This is a genomic window from Streptomyces sp. NPDC058662, from assembly GCF_042716255.1.
Classification (GTDB): Bacteria; Actinomycetota; Actinomycetes; order Streptomycetales; family Streptomycetaceae; genus Streptomyces.
The window spans coordinates 13,399-32,727 of sequence record NZ_JBHXRU010000070.1 but is presented as its reverse complement, the minus strand read 5'-3'; the positions used below and the strand labels follow the sequence as shown (position 1 = coordinate 32,727).

The 19,329-nt window shown below is 71.3% G+C and carries 14 protein-coding genes and 1 pseudogene; 5 read left to right on the top strand and 10 right to left on the bottom strand.

What is annotated here, in order from left to right; translation table 11 throughout:
• Positions 1 to 260: pseudogene (locus ACFWUQ_RS22445) on the bottom strand (hypothetical protein); the annotation flags it as partial.
• Between the two features lie 810 nt (positions 261 to 1,070).
• Between ACFWUQ_RS22445 and ACFWUQ_RS22440 the strand changes: the two are divergent.
• Positions 1,071 to 1,511 carry a DUF6086 family protein gene (locus ACFWUQ_RS22440; protein WP_384540751.1) on the top strand — a complete coding sequence of 147 codons (441 nt, stop codon included), beginning with the start codon at positions 1,071 to 1,073 and terminating at the stop codon, positions 1,509 to 1,511.
• Between the two features lie 146 nt (positions 1,512 to 1,657).
• Here the strand turns inward: ACFWUQ_RS22440 and ACFWUQ_RS22435 are convergent, their stop codons facing one another.
• From ACFWUQ_RS22435 to ACFWUQ_RS22425, 3 genes are all read right to left on the bottom strand, one after another.
• A complete protein-coding gene (locus tag ACFWUQ_RS22435) occupies positions 1,658 to 2,227 on the bottom strand; it encodes a hypothetical protein (protein ID WP_384540749.1) in 570 nt (189 codons plus the stop codon).
• Positions 2,228 to 2,474: 247 nt separating this feature from the next.
• Positions 2,475 to 8,663: a DNRLRE domain-containing protein gene (locus ACFWUQ_RS22430; RefSeq protein ID WP_384540747.1), complete on the bottom strand. Its 6,189-nt coding sequence runs from the start codon at positions 8,661 to 8,663 to the stop codon at positions 2,475 to 2,477.
• Positions 8,664 to 9,285: 622 nt separating this feature from the next.
• Positions 9,286 to 10,239, bottom strand: a complete 954-nt coding sequence (locus ACFWUQ_RS22425; protein WP_384540744.1) for a helix-turn-helix domain-containing protein — start codon at positions 10,237 to 10,239, stop codon at positions 9,286 to 9,288.
• A gap of 104 nt (positions 10,240 to 10,343) precedes the next feature.
• Here ACFWUQ_RS22425 and ACFWUQ_RS22420 point away from each other — a divergent pair, with 104 nt between their 5' ends.
• Complete coding sequence (locus ACFWUQ_RS22420; RefSeq protein ID WP_384540742.1) at positions 10,344 to 11,435, top strand: saccharopine dehydrogenase family protein; 1,092 nt, start codon at positions 10,344 to 10,346, stop codon at positions 11,433 to 11,435.
• Positions 11,436 to 11,488: 53 nt separating this feature from the next.
• Here ACFWUQ_RS22420 and ACFWUQ_RS22415 read toward each other — a convergent pair whose 3' ends face one another.
• The 4 genes from ACFWUQ_RS22415 to ACFWUQ_RS22400 all read right to left on the bottom strand — a co-directional run bounded on the left by ACFWUQ_RS22415 (position 11,489) and on the right by ACFWUQ_RS22400 (position 14,715).
• Positions 11,489 to 12,178: a hypothetical protein gene (locus ACFWUQ_RS22415; RefSeq protein WP_384540740.1), complete on the bottom strand. Its 690-nt coding sequence runs from the start codon at positions 12,176 to 12,178 to the stop codon at positions 11,489 to 11,491.
• A gap of 271 nt (positions 12,179 to 12,449) precedes the next feature.
• Positions 12,450 to 12,713, bottom strand: coding sequence for a hypothetical protein (locus tag ACFWUQ_RS22410; RefSeq protein WP_384540736.1), 264 nt, complete (start codon positions 12,711 to 12,713; stop codon positions 12,450 to 12,452).
• A gap of 179 nt (positions 12,714 to 12,892) precedes the next feature.
• Positions 12,893 to 14,179 (bottom strand): MFS transporter, encoded by a 1,287-nt coding sequence (locus ACFWUQ_RS22405; protein WP_384540733.1) that lies wholly within the window; start codon positions 14,177 to 14,179, stop codon positions 12,893 to 12,895.
• Entirely contained in the window at positions 14,176 to 14,715 is a 540-nt protein-coding gene (locus tag ACFWUQ_RS22400) for an ArsR/SmtB family transcription factor (protein WP_384540731.1), read from the bottom strand. Before ACFWUQ_RS22400 ends, ACFWUQ_RS22405 begins: the two co-directional genes overlap by 4 nt.
• A gap of 209 nt (positions 14,716 to 14,924) precedes the next feature.
• Between ACFWUQ_RS22400 and ACFWUQ_RS22395 the strand changes: the two genes are divergently transcribed.
• Entirely contained in the window at positions 14,925 to 15,191 is a 267-nt protein-coding gene (locus tag ACFWUQ_RS22395) for a hypothetical protein (RefSeq protein WP_384540728.1), read from the top strand.
• A gap of 151 nt (positions 15,192 to 15,342) precedes the next feature.
• Here the strand turns inward: ACFWUQ_RS22395 and ACFWUQ_RS22390 are convergent, their stop codons facing one another.
• Positions 15,343 to 15,813, bottom strand: a complete 471-nt coding sequence (locus ACFWUQ_RS22390; protein WP_384540725.1) for a Dps family protein — start codon at positions 15,811 to 15,813, stop codon at positions 15,343 to 15,345.
• A 120-nt stretch (positions 15,814 to 15,933) separates the two neighbouring features.
• Positions 15,934 to 17,649, bottom strand: a complete 1,716-nt coding sequence (locus tag ACFWUQ_RS22385; protein ID WP_384540722.1) for a PP2C family protein-serine/threonine phosphatase — start codon at positions 17,647 to 17,649, stop codon at positions 15,934 to 15,936.
• Between the two features lie 192 nt (positions 17,650 to 17,841).
• Here ACFWUQ_RS22385 and ACFWUQ_RS22380 point away from each other — a divergent pair, with 192 nt between their 5' ends.
• Together ACFWUQ_RS22380 and ACFWUQ_RS22375 are read left to right on the top strand one after the other, a co-directional pair.
• Complete coding sequence (locus tag ACFWUQ_RS22380) at positions 17,842 to 18,351, top strand: DUF5709 domain-containing protein (RefSeq protein ID WP_384540719.1); 510 nt, start codon at positions 17,842 to 17,844, stop codon at positions 18,349 to 18,351.
• Positions 18,352 to 18,454: 103 nt separating this feature from the next.
• Positions 18,455 to 19,303 (top strand): aldo/keto reductase, encoded by an 849-nt coding sequence (locus ACFWUQ_RS22375; RefSeq protein ID WP_384540716.1) that lies wholly within the window; start codon positions 18,455 to 18,457, stop codon positions 19,301 to 19,303.
• Positions 19,304 to 19,329 lie beyond the last annotated feature (26 nt).

Genomic DNA, 19,329 nt, shown 5'->3' with positions numbered 1-19,329 from the left:
AACACCTCCTCCGACGGAGACTCAAAAAACCGGAACGGTGAAATCACCAACGAATGCGACCGCACCGGAACCGTCCCGTCCCGCAACAACTCCTCGAAATCATCACCAGGACTCAAAATGATCGTCCGGTACTCCGCATACGGAGCCTCCCGCACCACCTCCAACTCATGCTCGATCTCCCGATTCGTGATCAGACAGAAAACGCTGCCCTCCGCCTCACCGAACTGACTGAACCGAGCAGGATTAATCTTGATCGCCATAACCACAAACCCCTCAACGACCCAACACCCGAACAACCCGAACAGTCGAACCCACGAACACTCGAACAGTCGAACACTGGAACACTGGAACAGTCGAACACTGGAACACACCGAACCACCCCACCCCGAAAACCCGCAACAACACACCCCGCCCTGACCAAAACACCCCCATGTTTAAACCCCACCACCCCACCACCCAAAACAAACCAGCCACCCCACCCACAACCCCCCACCACCACCCCCACCCACCCCCCAACCCACCCCCCACCAGCACCCAAACCCAACCCCACCCACCAACCCCCCACCACCCCAACCCACCACCCCCCACCCCCACCCACCCACCCCCCACCCCCTGTCAACCCCACCCCCGACACACCCCCGAAACAACCCACCCCCACAAACCAGCCACCCCCCCACCCCACCCACCACCCCAAAACACCCACCCCCCACCAAACCACCCCACCCCACCCCCACGTGAACCACATCACACCCACACCCCAACCGGGAGACAGCGGGGACACGAGGGGCCTGAGGGGTTGGAGGGGTCCACGGGGAGTGCCTCACGAGCCCCCTCCGGGCAACATCGCTCCGACTCCGCCCCGAGATATGCCACTGCCACCCTCACTAGCGGCGGGTGGCGCGGGTGGCGGATCTGGCCCGATGCGATATTGACCCGCGCATGACAATCTCGATGCGGTCGCCTCCGCCGTCAGTGGACGCCCGTCGGTGGCGGACCAGCGTCTCATCCTCGCAACGGCCACGATCGGGCCGGATACCTTGGGCTTCCGTGATCATGTGGAGGGCGCCGTCATGAGCCAGTACTTCGACCTGGGCGACGCGACCCTGTGGAACCCGTCGAACGGGGCTTCCCGCCTGTTCCAACGCCAAGTGGCGCTCTTCGAGGCGGAGCTGGGGCTCCCCTCGGGCATAGCGCCAATGGAGATGGACGAGTGCCAGATCGATCCGACCGTCTTCGAAGTCTTCGTCACCGCGCTGCTGGCCCGGCATCGCAGGACGAGCCACGCCATCACGCTCGCCCTCTCCGAGGGCTTCACGGCCACCGTGCTCGTGCTCGCGGAGCGGGCCGGCATCGAGGTGGACTGGGCGGCGCTGGGATCCGATCCGGAAACCGCGCGTGAAGACGTACAGGTCAGCGCCGTCGCGGGGATGTCGACCGCGGCGGAGGGCGGGGCCTGGGCCACGGAACTGCGCAGGAGGGCTCGGGAGTTGGGGGGGCGCATGCCCCGCTGATTCGCTTCCCGTCCGCGGCGGCCTCGTACGCGGCACCCGCCGAACAGCCCGAAGAGGTGGGAGGGAGAGGGAGACCGAGGGAGACCGCGCGTCCCCCTCGGTGGGCCGTCTCGCGGTCGCGGTGCGAACGGCGGAGGTGCGGGGCGTCAGGCCAGGACGGTCCGGCGGGCCTCGATGAACCGCGTGTACGCCGGGTACCAGTCCTGGCCGGCGGCGCGGGAGATGACCTCGTCGGCGTGGCGGCGGCGGAGGCGGGCGCGGTAGAGGTCCAGGGCGAACCAGAGGCATGCCAGCGGCAGTGCCGTACGCAGCCAGCTCATCGGGACCAGCAGGGCGGCCAGGACCAGGACGACCGAGACCACAAGGATCACGCCGCCGATCATGCGGGCGGCCATCTGCTGCGCGGCGGCCTCGTCGGCCGGGGTGGAGTCGCGGTCGGCTTCGGCCTCCTCCGCGTCGTCGAGGTCGTAGACCGTGACCGCCGCGGCGAGGGGGCGGATCCGGAGCAGCATGTGCAGGCCGGGGACGAAGATGCCGGTCACGGCGACGGCGGTGGCCGCGGTCTCGTTCGGCAGCCAGACGCCCGCCGCGCACAGGAGGCTGAGGACGAAGTACGCCCAGGGCGGCATGATGCCGAGCAGGGCGCGGGTGCGCTCGGCTTCCATCAGTTCCGTCAACGTCTCCCGGTCCGGGAGGCTGCCGTCGCTGTTGATCATTGTGGTCCTTCGTGGCGAAGTGGTGGTACGAGGTCGCGGTACAGGGATCGAAGTCGAGGTACGGGGTCGAGGTACGGGGACGGGGTTGGACGGGGACGGGGTACGGGGGCGAGGTGGGCGGTCGCGGTACGAGATGCCGGTGCCCGCGCGGACCGGAGGGTTCGCGCGGGCACCGGTTGGGTCGTGCCGTTCAGTGAGTTGCCGGAGAGCCTAGACCTTCAGTGGCCCCGGCTCGCCCCGGCTCCTCCTACCACCAGCCGTTCGATGCCTCGATCGACATCTTCGGGTAGTACCAGCTGATGCCCCAACTCTTCTTCTTCCAGATTCCGAAGCGGATCATCACTCCGGAACCGCGCCGCGTGGCCGCGTACTGGATCTTCCAGCCGAAGTAGCTGGCACCGTATCCGAGGACGTAGAGCGCCGCGCTCAGCGCCTTGCTCGCCGCCGTCGGGATGCGGCCGACCCACTTGGCGAGGGTCTTGGAGATGTTGCCGCCCTTCTTGAGGGCCTTGGCCAGTGCCTTCGCCTGGCGGTCCGCCAGGTAGTAGGACCAGACCTTGCTCCAGCCGCGGCCGTCCAGGTCGACCATGTTGACCGGGTCGGCCGGGTAGCCGTAGTAGTTCGGCGATCCCGCCGGGACCGGGTCGACGGACAGGAAGCGCCCGGTGGCCGGGTTGTACAGGCGGACGCCCATCAGGATGGTGCCGGCGAGCGCCTCGCTGGAGCGCTGCTGCCCGCCCAGCCAGTTGTAGCGGGTGGCCGGCTGGCCGGCCCGCGCGTTGCCGTACTCGTCGTTGTCCAGCACCTGCGGGGCGTCGGCCGGGTCCAGCGGGAGCTGGAGGGCGACGTCGCCGTGGATGTTGGTCAGCTGGAGGACGGTGCCGCCCTGGGTGCCGGTGGTGGCGGAGAGCAGGCCCGCGGCCGACTCGACGTTGCGGGTGAGCTCTCCGGTGGTGGCGTTCTCGACGATCCAGCGCGGGTTGTCGCTCTGGCCGTCGTAGTGGTTGCGCTTGGCCTGCTCCTGCGACCACACGCCGTCGGCCTGGGACTCGACGGTCCAGGTACGGAAGCGGTGGGCGGCGTCCAGGGTCCAGGTCTGGCGCTGGTTGCCGGCCGTCATCTGCTGCACCAGGTCGTTGGCGTAGTAGTTGACGGTGCTGCCGGGCTGGGAGGTGGTGCGGCCGAACGCGTCGTAGGCGTAGCCCGACTCGATCTGCCGGTCACCGGTGTCGTAGGCGTAGGTGCGGGTGGTGCCGCCCGTGGTGGGGCAGTCGGCGCCGGCCGCGCCCTCCGCCGTGGTCAGGCCGGTGCGGTTGCTGCGCTTGTCGAAGGTGTAGGAGCGGGTCGTGCAGGCGTCGCCGACGTTGTCGTTCACCTTGGTGAGGCGTCCGGCGCGGTCGTAGGCGTACTCCTGGGCGGACCAGCCGGCGTGGCTGACCGCCTGCTTGTGGGCCGACGGGCTCACGGTGTCGGTGTACACGAGCTGGCCGTCACTGTCGCGCGTGTAGGTACGGGCGACCGCGGAACCGGTGGAGTCCTCGCGCTCGGTGAGCGTGTAGCCGCCGGGCAGCTTCTCGCTGGCGACGCCGCCGTCCACGTCGTAGGTCGCCGAGAACGTACCGGCCACCGAGTCGGTGGTGCTGGTGACGAGGCCTCGGGGTTCGGCGCTGTGGTCGTAGGTGTAGGTGACGGTCGACGGCGCCGAGTCGGTGATCTTGACCGGCCGGTTCAGCAGGTCGTACTCGGTCCTGGTGACGCCGCCGTCGGCGTCGGTGTAGGAGATGAGGCGGCCGAGCTTGTCGTACTGCTCGCTGATGGTGCCGCCGGTCGGGGAGGTCGTCTTCACGACGTCGCCGGTGTGCGGGTCGTACTCGAAGTTGCGGTCCGGGACCGCGGTGCCCACGCCGCCCGTGGTCTTCACGGAGGTCGGGCGCCCGGCGTTGTCGAACTCGGTGACGGTGGTGCGGGTGACGCCGTTCGCGGTCTCGATGACCTTGGACTGCTCGCCCCACCAGTTGTACTCGACCACGGCACCCGGCAGTTCGGCCGGGTTGCCGGCGCCGCCGGTCGTCGCGGCCGCGGGGCCGCTGGAGCAGGGCAGGTCCGCCCACTCGGGACGGCCGGCGCAGGTGCCGGTGCCGGTCGCGGACCAGTAGCGGGTCGCGAACGCGGCGGCGTCCTCACCGGTGGATCCGGGGCGCAGGGACTTCACGGCCCGGCCCTGGGCGTCGTACTGGGTGGTGGTGGTGATGGCCAGACCGGCCGGGTCCTGGATGGTCTGGGTCGGCAGCCCCTTGACCCAGTCGTACACCGTCTGGGTGACGCGGGGTTCGGCGTGCAGGGTCGGGTGCACCAGCAGCTGGGCGCCCGTGGTGGTGCGGGTGATCTGGTCCTCGACGGTGGCCGTGCCGTTGATGGGGCGGGCGGCGTCGAACTCGTTGACCGTCCAGCCGCGCGCGACGACCGAGGAGCCGGCGGGCGCGACGGTGGTGCTGCCGGACTTGAGGTCTTCCGTCAGCGAGATCCGGTGCAGCGGGCCGAGCTCCTGGATCTCCCGGGTGCCGGTCGGGTTGTACTGCGAGCGGGTGGAGAGCAGTTCGGCGCGGTCCGCGGTGGACAGGCCGTTGATGCCGAGGTCGGCCAGGGCCGACTTGTCGGCGTCGGTGGCGCCGAGCGCGAGTGCCCGGTTGGCCTCGGTGAGGTCGCGCACCGTGTTGCCGTGGTGGTCGTACTCGGTGGCCGAGATGTGGCCGCCCGGCTGGGCGGTGTTGACCTCGCGGCCGGAGGCGTTGACGTAGGTGATCGTGGCACGGCGGTAGTCGCCGGCCGCGAGTCCCGAGCCGGAGTGGCCGGACGGGACCGCGTCAGCCGGGAAGACGGCGGTGGCGTCGGTCGGGGTGTCGTTCTGCCCCCAAACCTTCACGTCCGCGGCGCCCATCTTGTACGGGGCCTTGGTGCCGGTCAGGGGCACGTCGTAGACGACGCTGGTGGAGGCGGTGCCTTCCTCGACGTCCGCGGTGCCCTGCTTCAGTGCCTTGCGGGAGGCCTTGAGCAGCATGCCCTCACCGGCGGTCGCGGCGTTGCCGGCCTTGCCGTAGGTGAGGTCCCAGGGGATCTCCGACTGTGCGTGGTACCAGGTGATCCGGCCCGCGGCGTCGTAGGAGTACTGGGTCTGCATGCCCTGGTTCAGGTTGGGGTTCCAGGCCTGGCGCAGTCGACCGGACGCGTCGTAGCGGTAGGTGGCGATGGCCTGGGAGGTCGCCGACGCGGCGCCGCCCCACGTGGACCAGAGGCGGATCTCCTTGACCTGGCCCGTGAAGTCGCCGAAGTCGGCGGACGTGGAGTGGCCGGTGGCGGTGGTGGCGTTCGCGTACACGAACTCCAGCGACCGGCATCCCTTGGTGGCCGGGGTGGCCGCGCAGGTGGCGGCGGTGGCGGCGGACGTGGGCGCGATGATCCGCTTCGGGCGGGCCAGCTGCTTGCCGTCGACGGTCACGGCCTCGGAGACCACCGTGGTGGTGGAGTGCTCCAGTCCGCTCTTGGTGGAGCTGGTCATCGGCCAGTTGAGGCCGGCCGCGTCGGCCTTGGCGAAGGTGACGGTGACGCCGTCGGTCTCCTTCAGGGTGAAGGAGCCGGCCAGGGAGCCGGTCAGGGCCAGGTGCTCGGCACCCGGCTCGGGCTTCCAGCCGCCACCGGTGGCGGCGGTGAAGGCGGTCTCCTCGCCGGTGTTGTCGACGACCGAGACCGAGGTCGCGGAGGTCTTCTTCACGTAGGACCAGCTGCTGTCGGTCAGTTCCGCGACCGTGCCGGAGGTCCACTCCTTGCCGAAGATCGGCGCCTGGCCGTCCTGCAGCGCGCCCGCGCCGGGGCGGCGCGAGGAGGCGGTGCGGGTGACGGACATGTCGAAGGCGTTGGCGTCGGTCTCGGTGAGGGCGAAGTCACCGGTCAGCTCGTTGAGCGTGCCGGGCCCGAGCGCGGTGTTGGGCGCGGTGCCCGCGTTGCGGTCCACGGTGATCGTGTGGTGCGGGGAGTAGCTGTACCCCGAGCCGGTGGTGAAGCCGGACCGTACGTCGATCGCGCCGTCGGTCGTGAAGGTGTCGGTGATGTCCCAGCTCAGGGCGATCGGCTGCCCTTGCGGGGCGGCGGCCGGCCAGCCGGTGAGGGTGGAGCCGTCGGCGGTCTTGCGGACGTTCGCGGCGGGGACGTCCTTCCAGGTGTCCGTCTCGCCGCGGCGGTACTGGTAGACGACGCCGTTGTGGATGTCCTTGCCCTGCGCGGACAGTGCCACGCGGCGGGCCGGGCGCTCGCCCTCGGCGGGCGTCAGGAGCGCGGAGCCGCCGCCGGCGGAGAAGGTGTAGGTGGACTCGGCGGAGGTGTTGCCGGCCGCGTCGCGCGCCTTGGCCTTCAGGGTGTGCTCGCCGGCGCCGAAGGTCAGCGCGCGGTTGACGGCCGTGGTGGTGGCCACCGTGGTCCAGGTGCCGCCGTCCAGCGAGTACTGGATCTCCTTCACGTCCGCCGCGGGCGGGGTGAAGGTGAAGTTGCCGGTGAAGTTGCCGTTCGCGTCCGGGGTGCCGGACCACTGGCCGGCCGGGAAGTCGGTCGACGAGATGCTCGCGACCGCCGGGGCGGCGGTGTCCACCGTGAAGGTCTGCCAGGCGGACCAGGTTCCGTTCCAGGCGGATCCGTCGTAGACGCCGGCGCGCCACTTGTACTGGCCGGGGGCCAGCGCGGTGGTCGGGGTCCACGGGGCGTTGCCGCCGGAGGCGGTGAAGGCGGACTTGCCGGCCTGGAGGGCCGCGGTGCCGGTCGGCGTCCAGATCTCGTAGCTGAGCTGAACGGTGTTGCCGTCGGGGTCGGTGGCCTTGCCCGTGAGGGTCGGCGTGGTGTCGTTCGTCGCGACGCCGGTCAGCGGGGCGACGGGGGTCGCCGCGCCGGGCTTGGTGTTGTAGGTCACCGAGAGGTACGGGGTGTTGGAGGCCGCGTTGCCGGAGTTGAACTTCTTCCAGCCGTACGGGTCCGTCTCGTCAGTGGCCCGGATGCCGAGGGAGTTGCTCCCGTTGCCGTTGGCGGCCCAGGCGGCGGCCAGCGAGGTGATGCTCTGGCTCGTCCAACCGTCGTTGCAGGAGCTGGAGTAGCCCTTGGTGGAGGTGCTGGAGGCCCACTTCTTGTTCCAGCCGGGCTGTGAGGTCCAGCGCGTGGCGGTGGTGGCCGCGGCGGTGTCCCAGACCTCCCAGCTCTTGGCCGTGCAGGACCAGGAGTGGAAGTTCCACAGGTTCAGCTTGGCGTCCAGGATCTGCCGGCCCGCCATCTTCGCCATGGGGAAGGTGAGGAAGGAGCGGGCGACCTGGCTGGAGCCGTTGTTGCCGATCTTCAGCTCGGTCTGCGCCGACACGTCGACCGCGTAACCCTGCTGGACGAAGGTGTCGAAGCCGACGCCGATGCTGACGGCGGGGTCGATGGTGACCGGGAAGGCCGTCTTCGGGTTGGCGAGGAAGGCCGCGTCGGGGGTCAGCGTCAGGTCGATCTGGTCGCCCTGCTGGGTGACCTTGAGGCCGACGTCGGCGATGTTCTTGTGATCGCCGGAGTTCGGGTCGACCTGGGCGTCCCACATGACGGGGGCGGGCAGCTCGCCGACCGGGGTGCCCTTGTCGTCGAGGAAGGTGACCGACCGGTCGGCATTGGCGCGCGCCTTGACGCCCTTGGCGTTGAGGGTGAGCGTGACCGAGCCGTTCGCGGCGATCGCGCTGCGGTCCTTGAGCTCAAGGAACTGCTCGAAGCCGGTACGGGTGGACTCGATGATGAGGTCGGTCCGGGTCAGCGCGTCGACGTAGCGGGCGCGGTTGCCCTCGATGGCGGGCTCGGGCAGGATGCCGCGCCAGCCGACGGTGAGGTCCTTGGCCTTGCCGTTCAGCGACACCAGCGGGACCGAGGGGGTCTTGACCTCGCCTGCGGCGCCTCCCGAGGCCCGCACCTTGGCGGCCGCGGCCTCCGGGGTGCGGCCCGCGAGCTTGAGGCCCAGGGGGTGCGCCTGGGCGCGGACTCCGCCGTCGCCGGCCTTGACGAGGCTGACGTCGACCTGCTTCCAGGCCCCGGCCTCGTCGCGGAAGCGGACGGGGCCGCTCGCGGCCTCGACGGTGGTGGTGCCCTCGGGGTTGGCGAAGGTCGAGGAGTCCTCGGTGCGTTCGGACAGTGCCTCTACGCGCTGCCCCGAGAGCCTGGCGGCGACGTGCGCCGAGGGGAGGTCCTTGGCCTCCTTGGCGTACGGCTTGTCCTTCTGCTTCTGGGGCGTGGTGGGGGCCGACTGCACGGCCACCGCCTGCCCGGTGGAGGTCACGACCAGCGCGGCTTCCAGTGCCAGGGCCGTGGCGAGGGCCACGGCTATGCGGGGCAGCACCTTGCCTCGGTGGGCTCTGGCCCGGCCTCGCGTCGGGGACATGCGGGCAGTGTCGCGCCTCGCCCCGTCCCCCGTGATGCGGTTCATGTTGTCTGCCTTTCAGGCAGGCAAGATCACTCGTCTTGCCGCGAGCGCATCCTCACATCCGCCACACAGATAACAGTTGTTTATTGAACGGCCGTTGGCCGAGAAGCTCTGATCGCACCCGTCACGCAGTGCGAAGCCCCGAGCTGGAGATCAAGCACGCGTGCGCGCTTTTGGGCGGAACCCGCTCTCGCGGAGGGTGACCGCGAACGCCGCCGCGGGCCGTGCCCTGGCCGGATCGCACAGGCTGGTTGATCGAGATGCGATCGTTACCGTGCGGGAGGCTGATCCGGCGTGTCGCGGTTGACCGGCGGGGGCGGACGGGAGCCCCGTGGACGTCTGTGCGGGCGGCGTCGTCTGGGCGGGCAGCGTCGTCGGTACGGGTGGCTCCTGCGGTAGCGGCCCGGTCGGGCGGCGGTCCGTCGCCGACGGGCAACGCCGGTGCCTGGTCATGCAGTTCGGGCGATTCGGGCGGTACCGGGCAGGCTGGCGGGAGGCGGGCCGTCCGATGGGCGGCGGGCCGTCCGACGGGCGGCGGAGCGCTCGTCCGGAGGCCCGGCGCGGTGTGTCCGTGCAGGCGTCAGCGGGCGTCCGGGCGAGCGGTGCGGAAGGTGCGCCGGTAGGTGTCGGGCGGCACTCCGATGGTGCGGTTGAAGTGCCGCCGCAGTGTCGTGGCAGTGCCCATTCCGGTGGCCGTCGCGATGGCGTCGACGCTCTCACCGGTGGTCTCCAGCAGTTCCTGGGCGCGCCGGATGCGCTGGGTCAGCAGCCATCGCAGCGGGGTGGTGCCGGTCGCCGATCTGAAATGGCGGGCCAGGTTGCGCGAGCTCATGTTCGCCTGCCGGGCCAGGTCCTCCACGGTCAAGGCGCGGTCGAGCCGCGCGATCACCCAGGGCAGCAGCGCGCCGAGCGGGTGGTCGTCCCGGGCGGGTACGGGTGCGGTGACGAACTGGGCCTGGCCACCGGCCCGGTGCGGGGGGACGACCAGGCCTCGGGCGACCGTGTTGGCGATCGCCGAGCCGTGGTCGAGACGGACGAGGTGCAGGCACAGGTCCATGGCGGCGGCTTTGCCGGCGGAGGTGAGGACGCTGCCGTTGTCCACGTAGAGCACGTCCGGGTCGACCTCCACCCGCGGGTACCGGGCGGCCAGCGTGCGGGTGTGCGCCCAGTGGGTGGTGGCGCGCCGCCCGTCCAGCAGGCCCGCGGCGGCCAGGACGAAGGCGCCGGTGCACAGGGAGGCCACCCGGGCGCCCGCGGCATGGGCCGCGCGTACCGCGTCGACCAGGTCGGCGGGCGGGTCCACGTCCACGTCGGCCCAGCCGGGGACGATCACCGTGTCCGCGTACGGGAGCCGGTCGAGCCCGGAGTCGGGCTCCAGCCGGAACCTGCCCACCCGCACGGGGCGCGGCCCGCAGACGGTTACGCGGTACCAGGGGTCTGGCACGCCGGACAGCGCGCTGCCGAAGACCTCGTACGCCACGGACATCTCGAAGTGGAGCATGCCGCCGGTGACGGCGAGCGCGACGGTACCCATGTCCGAAAGTGTACGGGCATCGTCGTTCCGGACACTCACGGCGGGTGGGCCGCGGCCGCCAGGATGTGGGCAGTTGACGGTGCACACGACGTGGGGAGAACACGATGCGCGAGGACACGAGGGCAGCAGGGCGAACGGTGGCGGTGTTCGGCGCCTACGGGCACACGGGGCGCTTCGTGGTGGCCGAGCTGTGCGAGCGCGGGTACGTCCCGCTGCTGTCCGGCCGCGACGCGGACAGGTTGGAGGCGCTCGCGGCCGAGCGCCCGGGGTTGGAGGTACGGCCGGCCTCGGTCGACGACCCCGCTTCCCTGGACCGGGCGCTGGCCGGCGCGGACGCGGTGATCAACTGCGCCGGACCGTTCGCGACGACCGCCGGACCGGTCATCGAGGCGGCGCTGCGGGCTGGCATCCCCTACGTGGACGTGGCGGCCGAGATCGAGGCCAATCTCGACACCTTCACGCGGTTCGGGGAGCGGGCCCGCGCACAGGGCGCCGTGGTCATCACGGCGATGGCCTTCTTCGGCGGGCTCGGTGACCTGCTGGTCACCGCGGCGATGGGTGAGTGGACCGCGGCCGACGAGGCGCACATCGCGTACGGGCTGAGCGGGTGGCACCCCACGGCCGGTACCCGCGCGGCGGGCGCCGTCTCGCGGGAGCGCAGGAACGGCCGGCGCGTGCGCTACAGCGGCGGGCGGCTGAAGTACCGGGACGACGCCGCGCCGACGCTGGACTGGGCCTTCCCCGAACCGCTGGGTGCCCGGGCCGTGATCGGGGACTTCACGATGACCGATGTCGTCACCGTCCCCAGCCACTTGGCCGTGCCGGAGGTGCGTACCTATATGACGGTGGGGGCGGCGGCGGAGCTGGCGGCCCCGGACACTCCGGCTCCGACCGCGGCTGACGGGCGCGGGCGGTCCGAGCAGACCTTCCTGGTCGACGTCGTCGTACGCTCCGGCGGGACGCGGCGGCGCGCCGTGGCGAGCGGCCGGGACATCTACGCGGTCAGCGCACCGCTCGCGGTGGAGGCTGTCCACCGGGTGCTCACGGGAGCGTGCCGTCAGACCGGCGTGCTCTCGGCCGGCGCGGCCTTCGATGCGGCGGGCTTCCTGCGGTCCCTGTCGGCGCACCTGTCGTTCGAACTGGGCGACCACCGCTCGTCGACCGCGCCACATCCGGCCGTCCGGTCGCCGGCATAGCCGCCCGAGTCGACAGGGCGGCAAGGCGGCAGGGGGGCGGCAAGGCGGCGGGCTCACGCCTTCTCGCCAGGAACTTTCGCGCCCACGCGGGCGGCAGGTACGGACTCCGGGGCGGCCTCGTCGAGTTCGCCCGCACGCCGGGGATCGGCGGACCGCACCCGGGCGGCGAGGGCTTCGAAGGGGACGGGGGTCCCGACGAGTCCGTTGAGTGTGGCCAGGCCCACGCTGTCCTGGGCAAGTGCTGCGATGTGTGGGGCGGGCACGACGTAGAAGGACCACTGGCTCACATCGAGCGGGTCGTAAACAGCGTGGTCGGCGGCGGTGTGGAGGGCGAAGACGTAGACGTCGGCGTTGAATGTGGGCCGTACCGCAACGCTGCCGGAAGCCGTCCAGGTGCGTCCGCGCAGGCGAGCGAACCGGATGGCCGAGGGACCCCGCTGGTCCCACGCCTGCACGTACGCGCTGGCCTTCACCTCAACCCGCAGGCCGTCGCCGGTCAGAATGTCGAAGCTCTCCCACTCCGCGTTCCGCACCGGCGCTCCGAGAGCCCGGTGCACCAGGAACTCCGCGAGCAGCCCCCGTGTGGTGTTGGTTCGAAGGTCGGGCATGGCGTACTGCCAGAAGTCGAGCACGGTGACGGGATTCGCCGGGCCCGACACCCCGGTGAACACTTCGTCACCACGCAGCGCCTCCAGCGCCGGTGCGGTACGCCGGCCGAGGGCATCGCCAGGGTTCGTCTCCATGGTGGACAGCTTCCCCACCGGCATCGGATGCGGTCCAGCCTCTGGCGCACCAACCACCCCTCGGAGGCACGGTTGTTGAACGGCCGCCCTACCCGAACTGTTACAGCAACGAGGTCGCGTTCCGGGGCGGCTCGCGCGCGCTCATCCGCTGTCCTGACCTCGTCTCGACGTGGACTGGGGCCGCCCCCGATTACAGGTACGAGCGCCCCGCGCCGCCATGACCCATCAGGCCGACGGCCATCAGCAGGCAGGGGTAGCCCATCGCGGCACGTCACCCGGAGCGGCGCCGCCGCAATTCTTCCAGCCACCCTCCTACCTGCCCGTCATCATGCAGATACGGCTCACCGGGCCCTGGTCGCAAATCGATCCCGTAGAGGAGCCGCAACGCCCACCAGGACACCTCATCCCAGTCGAGCGCGTCGTCGTCCACCCATCGTCCGGCCCACCGGTCAGCAGCATCCCGACTGACGCGCCCCTCGACCACGGCAACGAACCACGCCTCGATCTCGTCCAACTCCGGCTGGCCATCACTCATGGAGTCACCGCATCCGGGACAGGGCGAACCGGATCCCCTTACCGGCCACGCGCTAGCGGAGGAAGCTCCGGGTAGCCGGGTCGCTCATCCCTAACAGGGTACGCGCCTACGACCTGCTGCGATGTTCGACTGCGTAGGCCAAGCCCCGCTTGTTACAAGGACCGCGGGACCTCCTTGCCCTACGTGGCGCCCTCCTGCGAGGGGTCCCGGGATTTCGGGTGATGTGCATCATCGGCCTGGGTGGCGGCAAGCAGCGCCGCCTCGACCCGGCGGTTGCTGGTCATGGTCGACGTGACGGCGGTCATGGTGAGGAGGAGGCCGGCGGCAGTGTAGAGCGGGGTGCGTACGTCGTACGTGGTGGCCAGCCAGCCGCCCAGGAAGGCGCCGAACGGGGCCGCGCACATGGCGAGCATGCGGGAGGTGGAGGCGACCCGGCCCATCAGGTGGGCGGGGACGATCGCCTGTCGGAGGGAGGGGCCGAGCACCATCGTGGCGCCCATGCCCGCCCCGCATACGGCGAGCGCGAGTCCGGCGACGTACGGGTTCGGGGCGGCGGCAAGGCCCAGGATGGCGAGTCCTTCGACCGCGGCCGTGCAGGTCAGCGCGGTGCCGGTGCCGAGGCGTCGGCCGAGGAAGGAGGCGATGCCCGCGCCGAGTAGACCGCCGGTGGCCTCCGCGGTGAGGAGCAGGCCGAAGCCGAAGGTGTCGATGCGGAGACGATCGTGCGCGAAGAGGGCGAGTACGGTCTCCACGGCGAGGAAGGCGATGTTCCCGACCGCCGGACGCAGCGCGAGCCCGAGCAGCAACTGGTTGTGGAATACGTACGAGGCGCCGGCCCGCGCCTGCCGGAGCAGCGACTCACGGGCCTGCGGTACGGGACGCGGTGTGGCGGGCAGCGACCGTACGAGCAGCGCGGAGAGCGCGAACGACACCGCGTCGGCGATAAGCGGGACCGCCCGCCCGAGGGCGAGCAGTGCACTGCCCGCAGGCGGCCCCGCGAAGCCGGACGCGGCGGTCTGGGCGCCGCGCAGGCGGGAGTTGGCGCGCGTCAGGAGCGCGGGGTCGCGGCCGAGCAGGTCCGGCAGATAGGCCGTGGCGGCCGTGTCGAAGAAGAGTCCGCCGAGGCCGAGCAGGAAGGCGGTGGCCGCGAGCAGTGGAATGGTCAGCAGGTCGAGCGCGGCCGCTGCCGCCGGTATCGCGAGGAGTACCGCGCGCGCCGCGTCCGTGACCCACATCGTGCGCCGGCGGTCCCAGCGGTCCACCAGCGCACCGCCGAGCACCCCGAAGAGCAGCCACGGCAGTGTTCCGGCGGCCGTGACGACGGCGAGCGCCATCGGATCCCGCGTCAGCGTCAACGCGAGCAGCGGCAGCGCGGCGTGCGACACCCCGTCACCGAGCGAGGACACCGTCTGCGCGGTCCACAGCCGTCCGAACCCGGTCGGCAACTTCCGGCAGTCCGTGGTCATTTGCCGTCCCGTCCGTTCTGTTGACGGGGTGCCGGGTGGAACAGGGCGAAGACGAGTGACGTGTCGGGCAGCGACGGATCGGACAGTTCCCGGTACTCGTCCGCCAGTGCGTTCAGCCGGGCCCCGAGCTCGGCGAACTGCTCCTCGGTAAGCCGCAGATGCGCCATCCGTACGTGGCGCTCGCCATCGACCGGCGCTGCCTCCAGGTCCGCCACCGCATGCCGCATCAGCACAGCGGGCCCTCCCTCGCCCGGATCGGGCAGCACGATCGCCCGCGCGGCCATCGCGTAGTACCGCTCGGTGACCCCCCGGACCTTGCGTGTTCGTACTACCTTCACGAGGCCGGCGCGTTCGAGCAGCCGTACGTGGTAGCTGGAACTCCCCTTCGCGAGGCCCACTCGCTCGGCGATCTGCGTGATCGTCGCGGGCTCGAAGCGGAGCACGGCCATGATCCGGTGCCGCGTGAGATTGGAAACGGCGCGTAGCTGCTCGTCAGTGGTGACGTGGAACGTCTCGGGAAGATCGTCGGTAGGCATGCGCGCAATGGTCAACGTTTCTTGACCATTGAGCAAAGGGATTTCGGCACGCCGTCATGAGGGGTACGGTCTGCCAGCCGCGGGCAGCCTGAGGTGCACTCAGAGACTTTCGGCTTGTGTCCGGGCGCGGTTCCCGCGACGAAAGTCGTGCGCACGGTCATCCTTCGTGCGGACGGAGATCGTCGGCCCAGGCCAGTAGCGTGATCCGCATGACCAGTGACACGGGGGACCGTACCGACGGACGGACATGGCGGCGGACAGCGCTGGGGGTCGTAGCGGGGGCGCTCGCCGCGGCGGCCGTAGGCGCGATCTATTGGTGGCAGGGCTGGAACCTGGGCCCCGGCGCGGCCTTGCTGTCCGGCAAAGCGGCGGTGAAGGCGGGCTTCTTCGTCGCCGCCGGAGGACTCGCCGCTGTCACCCTGTGGTGGCAGGCACGCCGTACGTCGAAGTCCACACCGCCCAAGGAGACAGACTGAGGCATACGGGCGACCTTGGCCGGTCGGCCGGTTCGCCGACTGGCCGGGCCGTCGTGGACGGCCTCGTCGCCGACGTCTCCGGGGCGCGCCGCTGGGCCGGGCCGGTCGCTGCGCGACCCCGGCCCGGCCCGGTGGGCGTGCGGCGCGGTGCTCAGACGTTCTCGGCGGCGAACATCCAGTGGTGCTTTTCCAGGTCGCCGGTCAGTCCGATCAGGATGTCCTGGGTCACGGGGTCCGGGTCGCCCGTGGCCTGGATGCGCTCCCGCATGCGGCCGGTCACCGTGCTCAGGGCTTCGACGAGGACACGTACGGCGTCCACGTCCTTGATCCAGCCTTCCGGAACTCCCTTGATCGCGCCGGACGATGCGACCGTCGCCGCCCGGCCGTCAGGGGTCACACCGAGGGCGGCGGCGCGCTCGGCGACGACATCGGAGTGGACGCGGGCCGACGTGACGACTTCGTCGAGCTGGAGGTGGACGGAGCGGAAGCGGGGGCCGACGACGTTCCAGTGCACCTGCTTGGCGACGAGCGCCAAATCCACCAGGTCCACCAGAGCGCCTTGGAGGGCCTCGCCGACCACCTTCAGATCGGCTTCCGGAAGGGCGTTCTTGACGACGGACACAGTGTCTCCATTCCACGGGGGCGTCAGCTGTTGACGTCGAAAATCCAGGACAAAACATCTCTTACCCACGAGATACGGAGGAAAACGGTTGGCGGTGGCGGTTGACTCGGCGGAGTCCGGTCAGGCGAGGCGGACGGCGAGGAGGCACGTGTCGTCCTCGTGGTCGTCCGGCGCGTACGCCGCCATGATGCGGTCCAGGGCCTCCCGCGCGGTGAGGCCGGCGCAGGACGCAAGGACCGTGCGGAGGGTGTCGATGCCCTTCGTGATGTCCTCGCCGCGCCGTTCGACCATGCCGTCGGTGTACAGGAGCAGCAGGTCGTCCGGGCGCAGGGAGAAGGCGCTGGTCCCGTACGCGTGCCCGGGGAGCACGCCGAACAGGGGCCCCCGGTGGCCGGTGCCGAGCGCCGATGCCTGGCCCTCGCGGAGCAGCAGCGGCGGCGGGTGGCCCGCGCAGGCCCACCGGAAGGTGCGGTCCTCGTCGATGTGGCCGATGATCCCCGTCGCCGTCTCGGCCATGGGGTCGCCGCACAGGAGCTCGTTGAGCCAGGTGGTCAGCTGCCCGGCGTCGGTGCCCGGCGCGTGCGCGAGGCCGGCGAGGGCGTGGCGCTGCTGCGCCATGCGGGCGACCGCGTTCAGGCCGTGGCCGCAGGCGTCGCCGATGGCGAGGAGGATGCGCCCGTCGGGCAGCAGCCGGCATTTGTACCAGTCGCCCCCGACGGCCTCCGATTCGGCGGGCAGGTAGGCGGCCTCCACCGAGAGTCCGATCTGGGCGAGTTCCGCCGAGTGCGTGGGCAGGAGGGCCTCCCGCAGGGCCGTGGCCACTCGCCGTTCGGCCGCGGCCTCCTCCCGCAGCTGCTCGCTCTGGCGCCGGGTCGCCGCGAGCCGCTGCCGGCTGCGGACCTGGGCGGTCAGGTCGCGTGCGATGAGGTGCAGGGCCCAGGGGAGCCCGTCCCGGGCGATGACGGGATGGCCCACCAGGTGGAGGGTGCGGATCTCCCCCAGCACGCTGAAGCGGATCTCGGCTCCGGGCGGCTCCTCCCCGTCGAGGAGCGCGGTCAGCATCTTGGAGAAGCGGGGCACGTCGTCGAGGAGCACGTGGTCGCACAGCTCCGTCAGCGCCAGGGGCCGTCCGGTATCGGTACGGAAGATCGCGTGCAGGCCCTCGGACCAGGTGGTCTCGCCGGAGAGCAGGTCCCACGTGCCCCAGCCCATGGAGGCGATGTACTGGGCGTCCAGCGACAGCAGCTCGCGGCGGTTGCGGGCGGGCCGCCAGGTCGCCAGCACCTTGCCCCCGCAGGACGCCGCGTCGTACAGCAGCTGGGTGCGGTGCAGACCGTCGCTGCGCTGCTCGGTGTAGTCGACGGCGTACGAGCGCAGGGCGCGACCGGTGCCGAGTACGGCGACGAGGGCCCCGATCAGTCCGCCGGCCGCCGCGCCGGGCTGGACCTCCAGCAGCCGCCGTCCGATCTGGCGGTCGGGGGCGTCGAGCCACTGCGCCGAACGGACGTGGTTGCCCGCTCTGACCGTGAAGTCGACGGTCTGGCCTTCCTCGTCCCGTACGGGCTCCAGCAGCGCCGCCGACACGGGGATCGCGGGCAGCGTCGCGCAGACGCACGCCCAGGGGTCGTGGCCCTCCGCTCCGTCCCGGCAGCCGTGCCCGGACCCGTCGCCTTCGCCGCACGCGCAGGAGGGCCCCTGGTCGCGCGCCGACACGGCCTCGGGCTCGTCGTCCAGGCGCACGCCGGCGTCGCGGCGGGCCGCGGTGCGCAGGGCCGTCACCTCACGCGTGACGACCTGCTTGAGGGTCTCGGGGTCCTGCGGGATCAGGGGCGTCATCGGTCCTCACCGTTTCGGTAGCAGACGCCGCTGCGCCTGCCCCATCGACCGGTCCGCACACGTCGGGCGGGCGGGCTCCCCATCGTGGGGGCGGGACGGGCGCCGTTCACCGTTTGCAGACGCGTGGGCGGGAAAGTCGCCCATTAGAGCAGCAGAAAGGCCCGGAGCGGCCCACGGCACGAGGAGCGCACCATGAGCGACGACACCCCGCTGGCGAACGACGTGTACCAGCCGGACGGCTCCGAGGGGGAGCAGGGGGACGGGTCGTCCCTCGCGGCCCACCCGGACCTCCAGAACGCGCTCGACGAGCGCACCTACGACGACACGCTGGACGAGGGGTACTCCCCTCCCGAGAAGCCCCTGGGCGTGACCAAGTACGGGCTCACGGCCGCCGAGCAGGCGCAGGGCGAGGGGTTGGACGCGCGACTGTCCCAGGAGGTGCCCGAGGTGGCCGAGCCCGAGGGCGACGGGATCGGGGACGTGCCGGACGGCGAGGGGGAGCCCGTGGATGTCGAGGCCGGTCTCGTCCGCGCCGGCCGCCTGGTGGCGCCGGACGAGGGGGCGCACCCCGACACGGTCAAGGAGCTCACCGCGCAGGACCGGGGCATCGACGGCGGCGCCGCGAGCGCCGAGGAGGCGGCCATGCACGTCACCGAGCCGGAGCCCGAGGAACCCCTGCCCGACGGCCCGGCCCCGGAGTGAGCGTCCCGTTCGCGCGCGCACCCCGGACGCGGGAGGGTGGCGGAGGACGAACGCCCGGGTGCTCGGCGGGCCACGTGCGCCGGTCGGCAGCGAAGGAGACTCCATGCAGAGCGTCACGCTGAACAACGGCGTCGAGATGCCCGTCCTCGGCTTCGGCGTCTACCAGATCCCGCCCGAGGAGACGGAGCGTGCCGTCACCGACGCGCTCGCCGCCGGCTACCGGCTGCTCGACACCGCCGCCGCCTACGGGAACGAGGAGGCGGTCGGGCGGGCCGTCGCCCGCAGCGGCATCCCCCGCGAGGAGCTGTTCGTCACCACCAAGGTGTGGGTGCAGGACGCGGGTGAGGAGGGCACCCGGAAGGCTTTCGAGACCTCGCTGCGCGCCCTCGGCCTCGACTATCTTGACCTGTACCTGATCCACCAGCCCTACGGCGACGTCTACGGCTCGTGGCGCGCCATGGAGGGCCTGCACCGCGAGGGACGCGTCAAGGTGATCGGCGTGTCCAACTTCTACCCCGACCGGCTCATTGACCTCGTGGACCACAACGAGATCACGCCCGCGGTCAACCAGATCGAGACGCACCCGTTCTTCCAGCGCACCGCCGACCAGGACCTGATGCGCGAGCGCGGCGTGCAGATCGAGTCGTGGGGTCCCTTCGCCGAGGGGAGGAACGGCCTCTTCTCCCATCCGGTCCTGGCCGGGATCGCCGCGGAGCACGGCAGGTCGGTGGCGCAGGTCGTGCTCCGCTGGCTCGTCCAGCGGCAGGTCGTGGTCATCCCGAAGTCGGTGCGCGCCGACCGGATGGCGGAGAACATCGACGTCTTCGACTTCGCGCTCACGGACGAGCAGATGGCTCGGATCGCGGCCCTGGACACCGGGCGCTCCGTCTTCTTCGCGCACTGGGACCCGGTCGCCGTCAGCCGGCTCGGCAGGTCCCGTATCCACGACTGATCGGCCGCCCGCGGCCCCGGTGGCCG